The sequence below is a fragment of the Nocardia acidivorans NBRC 108247 genome (assembly GCF_001625085.1).
Taxonomy (GTDB): domain Bacteria; phylum Actinomycetota; class Actinomycetes; order Mycobacteriales; family Mycobacteriaceae; genus Nocardia; species Nocardia acidivorans.
Genome location: NZ_BDAW01000008.1, coordinates 1 through 11,966, shown reverse-complemented (window position 1 = coordinate 11,966; position 11,966 = coordinate 1). Strand labels below are relative to the sequence as shown.

Annotated in this window: 12 protein-coding genes; 5 read left to right on the top strand and 7 right to left on the bottom strand. The window is 67.4% G+C overall.

All coding sequences use genetic code 11. The features are described from left to right. The first annotated feature begins 4 nt into the window (after positions 1-4). Both NA10_RS38435 and NA10_RS02850 read left to right on the top strand, forming a co-directional pair. Positions 5-721, top strand: coding sequence for a hypothetical protein (locus NA10_RS38435; protein WP_067562944.1), 717 nt, complete (start codon positions 5-7; stop codon positions 719-721). After that, positions 718-2,148 carry a carotenoid oxygenase family protein gene (locus NA10_RS02850; protein WP_245676989.1) on the top strand — a complete coding sequence of 477 codons (1,431 nt, stop codon included), beginning with the start codon at positions 718-720 and terminating at the stop codon, positions 2,146-2,148. The genes NA10_RS38435 and NA10_RS02850 overlap by 4 nt, the downstream gene beginning before the upstream one ends. A 50-nt stretch (positions 2,149-2,198) precedes the next feature. On the opposite strand, the gene NA10_RS02845 is transcribed toward NA10_RS02850, so the two are convergent. Next, entirely contained in the window at positions 2,199-3,734 is a 1,536-nt protein-coding gene (locus tag NA10_RS02845; RefSeq protein WP_067562943.1) for an aldehyde dehydrogenase family protein, read from the bottom strand. Between the two features lie 31 nt (positions 3,735-3,765). Then, positions 3,766-5,214 (bottom strand): carotenoid oxygenase family protein, encoded by a 1,449-nt coding sequence (locus tag NA10_RS02840; RefSeq protein ID WP_084514247.1) that lies wholly within the window; start codon positions 5,212-5,214, stop codon positions 3,766-3,768. Between the two features lie 487 nt (positions 5,215-5,701). Here NA10_RS02840 and NA10_RS39415 point away from each other — a divergent pair, with 487 nt between their 5' ends. Then, a complete protein-coding gene (locus NA10_RS39415) occupies positions 5,702-5,851 on the top strand; it encodes a CDGSH iron-sulfur domain-containing protein (protein ID WP_245676997.1) in 150 nt (49 codons plus the stop codon). Here NA10_RS39415 and NA10_RS02830 read toward each other — a convergent pair. Beyond that, a complete protein-coding gene (locus NA10_RS02830) occupies positions 5,841-6,842 on the bottom strand; it encodes an iron-containing redox enzyme family protein (RefSeq protein ID WP_067562938.1) in 1,002 nt (333 codons plus the stop codon). The two genes, NA10_RS39415 and NA10_RS02830, sit on opposite strands and share 11 nt — an antisense overlap. 87 nt (positions 6,843-6,929) lie before the next feature. Between NA10_RS02830 and NA10_RS02825 the strand changes: the two genes are divergently transcribed. Beyond that, entirely contained in the window at positions 6,930-7,403 is a 474-nt protein-coding gene (locus tag NA10_RS02825; RefSeq protein WP_067562936.1) for a CinA family protein, read from the top strand. Between the two features lie 75 nt (positions 7,404-7,478). Here NA10_RS02825 and NA10_RS02820 read toward each other — a convergent pair whose 3' ends face one another. From NA10_RS02820 to dprE2, 3 genes are all read right to left on the bottom strand, one after another. Further along, positions 7,479-7,988 carry a flavin reductase family protein gene (locus tag NA10_RS02820; protein WP_245676988.1) on the bottom strand — a complete coding sequence of 170 codons (510 nt, stop codon included), beginning with the start codon at positions 7,986-7,988 and terminating at the stop codon, positions 7,479-7,481. Between the two features lie 74 nt (positions 7,989-8,062). Continuing rightward, positions 8,063-9,316 carry a precorrin-6y C5,15-methyltransferase (decarboxylating) subunit CbiE gene (cbiE, locus tag NA10_RS02815; protein ID WP_245676987.1) on the bottom strand — a complete coding sequence of 418 codons (1,254 nt, stop codon included), beginning with the start codon at positions 9,314-9,316 and terminating at the stop codon, positions 8,063-8,065. Beyond that, complete coding sequence (gene dprE2 / locus NA10_RS02810) at positions 9,313-10,074, bottom strand: decaprenylphospho-beta-D-erythro-pentofuranosid-2-ulose 2-reductase (RefSeq protein WP_067563176.1); 762 nt, start codon at positions 10,072-10,074, stop codon at positions 9,313-9,315. The genes cbiE and dprE2 overlap by 4 nt, the downstream gene beginning before the upstream one ends. An 88-nt stretch (positions 10,075-10,162) precedes the next feature. On the opposite strand from dprE2, the gene NA10_RS02805 reads away from it, so the two are divergent. Beyond that, positions 10,163-10,588 carry a PPOX class F420-dependent oxidoreductase gene (locus NA10_RS02805; protein WP_067562931.1) on the top strand — a complete coding sequence of 142 codons (426 nt, stop codon included), beginning with the start codon at positions 10,163-10,165 and terminating at the stop codon, positions 10,586-10,588. Positions 10,589-10,661: 73 nt separating this feature from the next. Here NA10_RS02805 and NA10_RS02800 read toward each other — a convergent pair whose 3' ends face one another. Further along, positions 10,662-11,789 carry a M24 family metallopeptidase gene (locus NA10_RS02800; RefSeq protein ID WP_067562928.1) on the bottom strand — a complete coding sequence of 376 codons (1,128 nt, stop codon included), beginning with the start codon at positions 11,787-11,789 and terminating at the stop codon, positions 10,662-10,664. Between the last annotated feature and the right edge of the window lie 177 nt (positions 11,790-11,966).

The following is an 11,966-nucleotide window of genomic DNA, read 5'->3' as shown; positions in this document are numbered from 1 at the left end:
GACAATGACTGCCCTGCAACAGAACTCACGCCCGCGGTCCGGTGCGCTCGGCGCCCTGCGGGACGATTTGATCATGCGCTCCATGCTCGGCAAGGTCGGCGACATACCCGAGGAGGTACTGTTGCCGGTACTGCGCATGGTCAGTGACGATCGCGGCGAGGTCGACGCGGGCTGGGCGGCGCTGACAGTCCACCGCCCGCGCGGTATGACCCTGGAATCCCCGCGACGATCCTGGCAACGCCGGTACGGCCAGTTCGTCAGTGAATTGGAGTGGACCGCGGGCGAATTGACCCGCCATCTCCCCGAAGCAGAAGTGGCCGAACTGGTCTCCGGCGCGGTGGCGACCCGGCTGCGGCGGTGGTTGCGATTGCTGCTCCCCGCCTTCGGCACGATGGGTCTGGTGCCCGCGCGATGGCACCCGCGGGTCATGGACGCCGGGGTCTCGGTCGCCACCTTCCTGGTCGGCCCCATCCACCGCACCGGAATCGAGGACGACGGCACCCTGGTCTACGAGATTCCCGAATGCGCCATGCATACGGCCACCGGAACCGGTACCGCCCAGCGGAATTCGTGCCTCATGGGCTGCAAGGCCGCCTGCGAACGCGTCTTCGACGCCGATTCCCCCATCCCCCTCGAATTCGAACCCCAGCTGCCGGGGCTGTCCTGCACCCTGCGGGTGCGTCCGGCGGATCACACCGACACCACCGAGGAGGGGCTGTGAACAGCCCTGTCATCGCGGACGACTACCGCGACTATCTACCGCTGTACGACGAATACGATTACGACATCACCGAATTCGAGGGCGCGCCGCCCGAGGAATTACGGGGCACGCTGTACCGCAACGGTCCCGGGAAGCTCGATGCCGGTGGCCAGCAACTCGGTCACCTCTTCGACGGCGACGGCATGATCTCGAAATTCGCCATCACCGACGGAAAAGTCCACTTCCGCAATCGATTCGTCCGCACCAAGCACTATCACAAATCACTGACCTCGACCCGGGGCGCACCCTATCGCGCCCTGGGCACGCTACGACCCGGCGGAATCCTCACCAACGCCATGCAATTCCCGGCCAATGTCGCCAATACCGGCGTGGTCATGCATGCCGGAAAGCTGCTGGCCCTGTGGGAAGGGGGACCGCCCACCGAGATCGACCCCGACACCCTGGGCACTCTCGGCGTGCACCGTTTCGACGGGGCGCTCAAATGGCTCGGGGCGTTCTCCGCACATCCCAAGTGGGACAGCATGACCGGGGATATGTACAACTTCGGTCTGGCCATGGTCCCGAACCCCGGACTGGTCTGCTATCGGGTGGACCGCGCCGGGGTGCTGCGCAAAGTGGGCCGGGTGCCGTTACCGCGCCCGATGTTCAATCACGATTTCGGGCTCACCCCGAAGCATATGGTGTTCGTGACCGCGCCGCTGGTATTCCCGATCGGCAAGATGCTGGCCGCGGGCCTGGGCATGCGCAACTATATCGAGGCCATCGACTACGAGGCCGCCCGCGGCACCATGATCTCGCTACTGCCCCGCTACGGCGGCCGGCCCCGCGTCCTGCACACCGATCCCCTCATGCACCTGCATCTGGCGAACACCTACGAGCAGGGGTCCGATACCGTCGTCGAACTGGTCAACTACGACGCCTCCTGGGAACAGCTCAACGGTCAGCTCTCCGGTGCCCAGGACGGACTCGCAGAGGAGGGAATGCCCTACGGCGGAACACTGCTGCGATTGCGAATCACCAAAACCGACAGGGTGATCCATGAACACCTCTCGGATCTGCGGGGCGACTTCCCCACCTTCAACCTCGGTTACACCAGCCGGCGGAATCGATATACGTATCTGGCGGTCGGCGCGGACGGACACCACTATCCGAACGCGATCGCCAAAGTGGACAATATCTCCGGCGCACAACGGCTGCATCGGCTGCCCGCGTACCATTTCGCGCACGAGGCCATCTTCACCCCGCGCCCGGGCGCGACCGCGGAGGACGACGGCTGGCTGCTGGTCGCCACCCAGGACCGACCGAACGCACTGGCGCACTTACGAATTCTCGACGCGGCCGATATGGAGGCCGATCCCGTCTACGTGGGAACCCTGCGCCATCATCTGCCGCTGACCTTCCACGGCAATTTCACACCGCGCGGGTGAGCACGCGGTGGGCGATTCACTCGCCGAATCGCCCACCGTCCGAGGTGAACTCAGGATCTCCCGGCGCGCAGGGCGTGGGGGAGTTTCCGTACCCCGCCCGCGTCCACCGCACGCATGAGCCCGGTCACCAGCATCGAACGCCACCGCGACGCCGGGTACCACAGCGGCTCGCGCCGCAATGCCCGGCGCGGTACCGTAATCGCCTGCTGGCGACAGTATTTCCGGATTCCCGCGGCCCCGCCCCAGCGGGCGCCGATACCGGAATCCTTCCAACCGCCCATCGGCAGGGCGAAATTCACCAGATTCGCGAACGCGTCATTGATATTGACCGCACCCACCTCCAGCCGGCGCGCGATGCGCTCGCCGCGCCGCCGGTCCCCCGTCCACACGGTCGCGGATAATCCATAGACCGAGTCATTGGCCAGCCGCACCGCTTCGTCCTCATCGGCGACCCGCACCACCGGAATGGTCGGCCCGAAGGTCTCCTGTGTCATACAGGACATCGAATGGTCCACATCGACCAGAACCGTGGGTTCGAAGAACAGGCCCGCCCCGACGGCCTTGCCGCCGATCAGGATTCGCGCACCGGCCGCCACCGCCGCATCGACCTGGTCCCGGACGATATCGCGTTGCGCCGCGGTCGCCATCGCGCCCACGTCGTACCGGAATCCTCGATCGTCACCGCCCAGGCGCAGCGCCCGCACCCGCGCGATCAGCGCGGTCACGAAGCGGTCGTACACCGGCGCCTCGACATACACCCGCTCCACCGAGATGCACGCCTGTCCCGCGTTGAACAGCGCGCCGTAAACGATGCCTGCCGCCGCGCGGTCCACATCCGCATCGGCCAGCACAATCGCCGGATCCTTGCCGCCCAATTCCAGACTGTACGGGGTCAGCGAGTGCCCGCACGCCACGGCGATGGCACGACCGGTCCCGGTCGAACCCGTGAACTGCACGTAGTCAACGGCGTCGACCACCGCGCGGCCGGTCTCGGCGGCCCCGGTCAGCACCGTGAACACCGGCGGCGCACCGATTTCCGCCCACCCGCGCGCCAACTCGACCGCGCTGAGCGGGGTGACCTCCGACGGTTTCAGGACCACGGCCGCACCCGCCATCAGCGCAGCGAAGGCGTCGAAGCACGGATTCATCAGCGGCAGATTCCACGGCGTGACTATGCCGACCACCGGATACGGCCGAAATGTGTTGAGCAGCCGCTTGGTTCGGCCGATCGGGCTGTGCGGGCGCGGTCGCTCGTCGGCGAGAAACGCTTCGGCATGGCCCGCCCAGTACTTGGCCAGATCAATGGCGCACGGTACTTCGATGGCGGCATCGAAGCGCGTTTTGCCGGTCTCGGACTGCACCACATCGGTGAGCCGGTCGCTCTGGTCGACCAGCCAATCCTGTAGCCGCATAAGCCATCGCGCCCGTCCGCGGGCACCGAGCGCCTCCCACTCGGGTTGCCGCGCGCGCAGTGCGCGCACCGCCTCGGCGACCTGTTCCGCGGACTGCTCGCGCACCCGCGCGACCACCCGTCCATCGGCCGGATTGCGAACTTCGAACTCCGCGGTGACCTGCGCTGTATTCATGCCGTGGCACTCCTGTGCTCTCGCGCTGCGATTACCCCATCGCCTGGCGATAGAGCGGACTGTCGACGCTGTAGTAGTTGCAATGGAATCCGCTCGGAATGGCGAACGGGATCAGCACCCGCGCCAACGGTCCGGCGGCCAGATCACCCGCATCGAACACCACCAGCTCGGTTTCGCACGCGTGCGCGCGATGCATCAGCGTCAGGGCGTAACCATCGAGTTCGCCGAGGCCGCCGACGCGCGGGGCGAAGATCAGTTCACCGGCCGCCGCGCCGTCCCCGAAGTGGTACAGATCCTCTGCGCCGGTGCGGGTGTCCACCCGCAGTACCGCGTCCATACCGTCCGCGCGGCCGTCCACCGAATGCAGATTGCTATTGGCGAAGGCGTGATCGGTGCGACGGGTCATGAGTCGATCGTCCGGACGCGGGAACTGGATATCCCGGTCGTTGACGATCTCCTCGCGCACCACATCGGTGGCGGCGGCCGGATCGATGATCCAGCGCCGTAGGCTCTGCCGGGTCTCCCGGTGAGATCGCCTGCGGCCGTGGAGATCCGGGAACAGTGCGGTGCCGTCGGCCGCCGCGACATCGGCGATCAGGCGGCCGTCCTGCTCCCAGACATTGGCCTCGTGCATCATCTGGCGCGGTTCGGCCTCGAACCAGCGCACCTGCGACGCGGTCCCCCGGCGCGGCATGACACCCAGTTTCGTCGGCCGATCCGGATCCCAGGCGACCATCGGACCGCCCGATATCGCGCGCGCGATGCTCACATCCAGTGGCGTGACCGGAAAGACCACATGGTTCTCGGTGACGAAGAAGGTGTGCATCATGCTCTGATGCGGCATCGGGATGGTCTCGGTCTTGATCGGCACCCCGTCGAAATCGATGATGTCGTAGCGGATTTCGGGTCGGGTGCCACCCCGGCGCGCGAGCGAGCCGATATTGATCAGCTCTCCGGTGCGGTGATCCACCTTGGGATGAGCGGAGAAGGTGGTGGTCACGACACCGCCGTAATGCTCCTCGCCGATCGTGTCCAGCGTACGGGGGTCCAGCTCGACCGGCGGTGCGCCCTCCATCAGCGCCAGCAGCTTGCCACCGTGGATGACGATGTTCGTATTGGCGGTGTTGTACCGGGTGCCGGCCGCCAGCGGATCGCTGGTCGCGGGATTACCGTGCACCCCGAACAGCCTTCTGCGGTGCTCGGTTTCGAGCCGGAACTTGTCCGTGCGCACCCAGCGGTTGCGCATCGACACCCGCCCGCCCTCGAGGAAGAACGCGTACACCATCCCGTCGCCGTCGAACCAGTGGTAGTCCTCGGCGGTCGGCGGATACAGCGGCTCGGCTCCGTTGCGATAGAACACCCCGGCCAGATCCGGCGGCAATTCCCCCAGCACGAACAGATCCGGGGCGTCCACCTCCATCCGAGTGGGCCGATGATGTCCGACCAGGAAGGGACTCGGGCGAAAGTCCGTGCCGGCCATATGATCTCCTCGCGATGCGTCCGCAGCGGCGCGACGGCATGGGCAGGTGAATTAGCTAGCCCACTAATTAATTAGTAACAGCCGTCATCGGTACTGTCAATCGCGCCGACCGCCACTCACATTCGCTCGAGGGTCCCCGTCCTGCCGTATGCGCAAGCTGGATTGGTCCAGGATTCGCGGTGCTACAGCTATTCGGTCTCGGCGTTCGATCCTTTCGACGAGAGGCTGATGAATCTCTACGTGGTGGCCGCGGGTGCCGCCATCGCCAATGCGCGGCCCTTCTCGAAAACTCGCCCCACGTCGAATTCAACCCCGCGCATTCCTCATCGCAGCCGGTTCCGGCGGGTTGACCACCGTCGAACGGGGTACAGCCAAGATCAGGAGGTGTGCCATGACCGAAGATCGCTCCGGCCAGGACAGGTGCGAACCCGCTCCCCCGCCGGGGGCGCAAAGACGCAGGATCACGTTCGTACCCGGCGGCCCCGCCATGGTCGAGGGTCCCGTGGAGTTGGTCCGCGAGGACGGGACCACGGTCTGCTCCGATCGATTCCTGGTCGCTCTCTGTATGTGCAAGCGCAGCAAGACCTTTCCGCTCTGCGATACCAGCCATCGCAAGCGCGCCCGCCCTACGTCGTGACGCGCAGGCTGCTCTGCCCCGCCCGCCAACTCCCCAGCACGTGCGCGCTGAAGCGGTCTTCGAGCAGATTCGTGGCCTGAATCCCGAAGGCCACCGACTCCGCGAGCGCGGGCTCATGCCGCAGCAGATTCTCCACCACGTCGTGGCGCATGACCTGTTCGTGTACCGCGTCCGCCTCCACATGCTCGGCGTAGAAGCGCACGCATTCGATGGGCGCGTTCAGCTTCTCCAGTGCTTCCACCATCCGCCGTGCCGACGGCGAGGAGGTGATCTCCGCATTCGCCAACTGTCCGACCAACGCACCGCGCCACCGGCGGTGCAATCCGAACAGCGACATCATGTTCACCACCGCCAGCATCGGCGCGGGCGTGCTGTCGAGATAGTGCAGATACCCGTTGTCCAGGCCCGCGCCCGTCAGCAGATCGCGGAACAATTGCGCATGCAGCCGCTCCCCGCGTCCACCACCGAACTCGTCGAATTCGACCGCGACCAGCGAAGCCTTCTCCTGCCCGAACAGCCGCGGGATGGCCCATGCGTGCGGATCGCCCTCTTTGTGATGGTAGATCGACCGCTGCGCCAAATACTCACGCAGCTGCGCCCAGTCACCCTCCTGAAGTAGGTACTGACTGATGTCGGCGGCCTCGATCGGCTCGATCAGCAACCGCGACAACTCTTCTCGGACATCCTCACCACCTTTGACATCCCCGCGCAACGCGTCGAGAAAGGGTCGCTCCAGCTCCGCGCGCAAGCGCAGCAGTTCCGGATCCCACTCCCAGGCGGGATCGACCGCCTCGAAGCCGTGGTAATGCAGTTCGTAGCACAGGTGCAGAGCCAGCTGCAGATCCTCGCCGTACGGATCCGGATCGACCACATCGGGAAAACTCGGATGCTCGGCGGGCAGTCGGCGCAAGATCTCCACCAGCGCGGCGGAAACCTCGCCCCGCGGTGGGGGCAGTACCGCCGTGCAGGCGAACGCCTGGGAATCGGCCATCGATGATCACACTCCCTTCGCAGCCGACATACCCACTACCGCCGTTGCCAACCGGCTCCGGTCGGCCGCCCCGGTAGAATTCGACCGATGTCCGGAATCGATGAGACCGCCCACCGTGTAGCCGCCGCCGCACAGACCTCAGGACGTACGATCGCGGCCGCGGAATCGCTCACCTGCGGAAAGCTGTCGTCGGCCCTGGGCGCCGCACCCGATTCGGCGCACTGGTTGCGCGGTGCCGTGGTGGCCTACGGCACGCAGGTCAAACATCGGGTACTCGGCGTCCCCGAGGTGCCGGTGGTGTCGGAAACCGCAGCCCGGGCGATGGCGGCCGGGGTGCGCGAGCTGCTCGGAGCGGACCTCGCCGTCGCGGTCACCGGGGTCGGAGGCCCCGACCCGCAGGACGGCGAACCCGCGGGCTCGGTGTGGCTGGCGATCGATACCGGTGATCGGCAGTGGGCCCGCCACGAACAGTTCGACGGCGATCCCGCCCACGTGCTCACCATGACGGTCGCGACCGCCCTGGACATGCTGCTCACCGCCTTCGACAAGGATGCGAACTGAATCCGCGGTGATCACCGGTCAGGCGCGCACCACCCGGATCGTCCGATCCGGCCGAGGCACACTGCCGGAAGGGGATCAGTCCGCCGGTTGTCCGGGGTCGAGGTCGGCGACTTTGTCGTAGCGGAGGCTGCGGACCGGTGCGGCGGGGGCGTGGGCGGCGGTCGGGGCCAGGACGAAGCCGATGTGATCGCCGAACTCCACGCGCTGGACGACCTCGCCGGTGAACCAGCCCGCGGCCCCGCCCAGGATGGGTAGTCCGTGCGGGCCGGTATGCCAGTCGCAGTGTTCGAATTTGTCCAGTTCCACACCGGTTTCGGCGCCGAAGAGCTGGGCCAGTGCGAATCCGTCGGCATCGAGCAGGTGGACCGCGAGGTGCCGGGCGCCCTCGGCGATGGTGAAGGTGTGGTTCGCGGTGGAGAGGCCGACCAGGAAGCGGCGCGGTTCGATGCTCACCTGGGCGGCGAAACCCACCAGACAACCCGCCCGGCGCTCCTCGGACCGAGCCGTCACGATCCACACCGGCGCATCGGCATACGCCACGATCGTGTCGAAGGGCCGAAGGACACTGTCGGCTACCCGGCTCACCATGCCTCCCTCTCGGGCAGATCAATTCCTGCTGGCAGCACCACTCTAACGATGATCTTGGAGATTGGAGCGACCTAACCGGCCGACCCCGGCTTGGTCACCGTCCACTGGGTGACCGGCAATTGCGGTCGCCAGGCGGTGAAGCCGCCGAGGGGTTCGGCACGATGAATCTGGAAGCGGCGCAGACTGCCGCCGTATCGGGCGTACAGCGTGGTCAACACCGCTTCCGATTCCGCGGTCACGGCATTGGCGACCAGTCGGCCACCGGTGGGCAGGTGCTCCCAGCAGGCCTCGAAGAGGCCGGCACGGGTCAGCCCGCCGCCGAGGAAGATCGCGTCCGGGATCGGCAGCCCGGCAAAGGATTCGGGTGCCGAACCCTGAATATCGATACTCGGAACGCCCAGGGCGGCAGCGTTTTCGGCGATCTGCTTGCGGCGCGGCTCGACCTTTTCGAAGGCGATCGCACGGCACGCCGAATGGGTACGGCACCACTCGATGGCAATGGTGCCCGAGCCGCCGCCGACATCCCACAGCAATTCACCGGGCGCGGGCGCGAGCGCGGCGATCGTCAGGGTGCGAATTTCGTATTTGGTGAGTTGTCCGTCGCCGGTGTAGACCGCATCCGGCAAACCGGGAACCCGGGTCAGGCGGGGGAATTCCGGGGACGCGACGCAGTCGACCGCGACGATATTCAGCGGATCACCCGGCGGCCGCCGCCAATTCGCGGCGGTGCCGGTGCCTAGGCGTTCATCCGGACCGCCCAGCTGCTCCAGTACGGTCAGGGCGGAGGCACCGAAACCATTGCGCGACAACAGCTCCGCCAGCAGCCCCGGGGTGCGCTCATCCGAGCTCAATACGAGAATGCGCCTACCGTCGGATAATTCGGGCAGGACCGTCTCCAATGGACGGCCCACGGCGCTCACCACGGGGGTCTCGGCCAGGCTCCAACCGAGACGGGCGCACGCCAGCGACGCCGAGGAGGGTTGCGGCAGCACACGCACCGCCGCCGCCCCCAGCAGGCGGGTCAGCGTCACACCGATACCGAAGAACATCGGATCACCGCTGGCCAGGACGCACACTCGTTGCCCCGCATACCGATTCAACAGGCCCGGCAGTGCGGGCAGCAGCGGCGAGGGCCACGGCACCCGCGCGGCGGCGCTCTCCGCCGCCGGAATCAACGCCAGCTGACGCGGGGAACCCAGCAGCACCTGCGCGGCGGCGATGGCGCGCCGGGCCGGGCCACCCAGCCCGTCCCAGCCGTCCGCGCCGAGACCGGCGACCACCATTGGCTCGCTCACCGGCCAGTCGACCGCGGGCGTTCCCGTCATCGCGGCATCCGCCGCCAGATCGATTGCGGCACATAGTGCATGGCAATGAACAGCAATTTGATGCGGCGCGGCACATTCACCACGCGCGAGCGCCGATACAGCGCCGACACCACCGCATCGGCCACCTGATCGGGCGTGCTGGACAGCGGAGCCGGATCCATTCCCGCGGTCATCCGCCCGATGACGAAGCCCGAACGCACCAGCAGCAGATGAATTCCGGTGCCGTGCAAAGCATCCTGCAATCCGTTCACGAACCCGTCCAGCCCCGCCTTGGCCGAGCCGTACACGTAATTGGACCGCCGCACCCGCACGCCCGCGATCGAGCTGAACGCCACGATCTGCCCACTTCCCTGCGCGCGCAACAGATTCGCCAGATTGGTGAGCACACTCACCTGCGCCACATAATCGGTCTGCACCACCGCGACCGCATGCGCCGCCTCGCGTTCCGCGCGCGCCTGATCACCCAGTACACCGAAGGCCAGCACCGTCACCCCGAGCGGACCGTGCTCACCGATCACCTTCTCCAACAGCGGCTGATGACTCGCGAAATCATCGGCGTCGAATTCCACGCAGTGCACCTGCGCCGCACCCGCCGCGCTCAATTCGGCTCGCTGCGGACCGAGATCATCGGCGCGGCGCGCCGCCAGCACCACCACGCGCCCCGGCGCGAGTCGCCGCGCCACCTCGAGCCCGATCTCACTCCGTCCACCCAGCAGCAATACGACGCCCGCATCGGCGTCCCGCGAACCCAATCCCATGGCGAACAGTCTGCCATTGGCCCGGTCCGGCCCGGCGCGCCAAGTGGCCGAACCGCTGCGCCCGGATCCGCTTGCTAGCGTCGTCGCCATGCCCACCACCTCGACGCGCTCCGAGCTCACCCCCGCCGCCCTCGAATTCGTCACCGAACGGCACCTCGCCACCCTCACCACGCTGCGCGCCGACGGCACCCCGCACGTGGTCGCGGTGGGCTTCACCTGGGATCCCGAGGCCGGGATCGCGCGCGTCATCGCCGACGGCGGCTCGGTGAAGGTGCGCAATGCGCGGCGCGGCGGGCATGCGGCGGTCAGCCAGGTCGACGGGGCTCGCTGGCTCACCCTGGAGGGACCCGCGACGGTGCTCGACGATCCGGCGTCGGTCGCCGAGGCGGAGCAGCGGTACGCGAGCCGCTACCGCACGCCCCGGGTGAATCCGAACCGCGTGGTCATCGCGATCGCCGTGCGGCGCGTACTGTCCAGCAGCGGCTTCAAGCCGGTCGCGCCCGTCGAGCTCTGAACCCGGTTCCGGACACCCGGCGGGCTCCCGGATTCACCTCGGAGCCCGTCGAAATGTCTTGACGTACAGCCTCTTACAGCTGGGTGAGCCCGTGCGGGCGCTTGTTCATCGATTCGCAGCCGTCCGCGGTCACCACCACGATGTCCTCGATGCGCGCACCCCATTCGCCGACGAAGTAGATGCCCGGCTCGATGCTGAACGCCATGCCCTCCTCGAGGACCAGATCATTGCCCGCGACGATGTACGGCTCCTCGTGCACGGACAGGCCGATGCCGTGACCGGTGCGGTGCACGAAATAGTCACCCAGTTCGGCCGCGACCAGCACATCGCGGGCGGCGGCGTCGACGGACTGCGCGCTCACCCCGGGCCGCACCGACGCCACCGACGCGGCCTGCGCCCGCTCGAGCACCGCGAACCGCTCGGCCACCTCCTCGGAGGGCTCGCCCAGCACATACGTGCGGGTCGAGTCGGAGAAGTAACCCGGCTCCACCGGACCGCCGATATCGATGACCACCACATCACCGTCCTCGATCACCCGATCGGAGACCTCGTGATGCGGATCCGCGCCGTGCGGGCCACTGCCCACGATCACGAACGCGGCGCGGGTATGGCCCTCGGCGATGATCGCGGCGGTGATATCGGCCGCCACCTCGGCCTCGGTGCGACCGGCGCGCAGGAACTCGCCCATGCGCGCGTGCACCCGGTCGATGGCCGCGCCCGCGCGCCGCAACGCGTCGATCTCAGTGGCGTCCTTGGACATTCGCAGTTCGCGCAGCACCGGAGTGGCCGATACCGGCAGCGTGCCGAAGCGCTCGGCAATGGGCAGCAGATGCAGTGCGGGCATGGCGTCGTCGACCGCGGTGCGCGCACCGGCATTGAGGATCGATTTCACCAGCGCGTACGGATCGACGCCGTCGACCCAATCCACCACCTGCACACCCAGCTCCGCGACCGCGGACGCGCCGAGCGAGGCGAGTTCCATCTTCGGGATCACCACCGACGGTGTCGCACCCGACGCCGGGACCACCAGGCAGGTCAGCCGCTCGAACGACTGCGCCCGGGAACCGAGCAGATACTGCAGATCCGGTCCGGGGGTGATGAGCAGCGCGTCCAGGTGGGCGGCCCGGGTCAACTCGGCCGCCCGCTCCAATCGCGCCCCGTAGACGTCCGCTGTGAACCGTGACTCGTCATGAGAGCTCATAGCCCTCGACGTTACCCGCCGCATCCCGCCACCCCGAACCGTCACCCCGATGTGTTCGCACAACTTCGGCCACACCACCGGATTGCCAAGGAGCGGCACGGTTTTCGACGCCCAGTGATCCGAGGCACCGGCCGGGAGCGGGCCGCCCACCACTGGTGCACCGTGGCCGAGCAGGGG

Excerpts from the sequence above, each read along its gene's own strand:
- NA10_RS38435 (WP_067562944.1), top strand. The coding sequence starts at position 5 with ATGACTGCCCTGCAACAGAACTCACGCCCGCGGTCCGGTGCGCTCGGC.
- NA10_RS02845 (WP_067562943.1), bottom strand. The coding sequence starts at position 3,734 with ATGAATACAGCGCAGGTCACCGCGGAGTTCGAAGTTCGCAATCCGGCC.
- NA10_RS02840 (WP_084514247.1), bottom strand. The coding sequence starts at position 5,214 with ATGGCCGGCACGGACTTTCGCCCGAGTCCCTTCCTGGTCGGACATCAT.
- NA10_RS39415 (WP_245676997.1), top strand. The coding sequence starts at position 5,702 with ATGGTCGAGGGTCCCGTGGAGTTGGTCCGCGAGGACGGGACCACGGTC.
- NA10_RS02830 (WP_067562938.1), bottom strand. The coding sequence starts at position 6,842 with ATGGCCGATTCCCAGGCGTTCGCCTGCACGGCGGTACTGCCCCCACCG.
- NA10_RS02825 (WP_067562936.1), top strand. The coding sequence starts at position 6,930 with ATGTCCGGAATCGATGAGACCGCCCACCGTGTAGCCGCCGCCGCACAG.
- cbiE (WP_245676987.1), bottom strand. The coding sequence starts at position 9,316 with ATGACGGGAACGCCCGCGGTCGACTGGCCGGTGAGCGAGCCAATGGTG.
- dprE2 (WP_067563176.1), bottom strand. The coding sequence starts at position 10,074 with ATGGGATTGGGTTCGCGGGACGCCGATGCGGGCGTCGTATTGCTGCTG.
- NA10_RS02805 (WP_067562931.1), top strand. The coding sequence starts at position 10,163 with ATGCCCACCACCTCGACGCGCTCCGAGCTCACCCCCGCCGCCCTCGAA.
- NA10_RS02800 (WP_067562928.1), bottom strand. The coding sequence starts at position 11,789 with ATGAGCTCTCATGACGAGTCACGGTTCACAGCGGACGTCTACGGGGCG.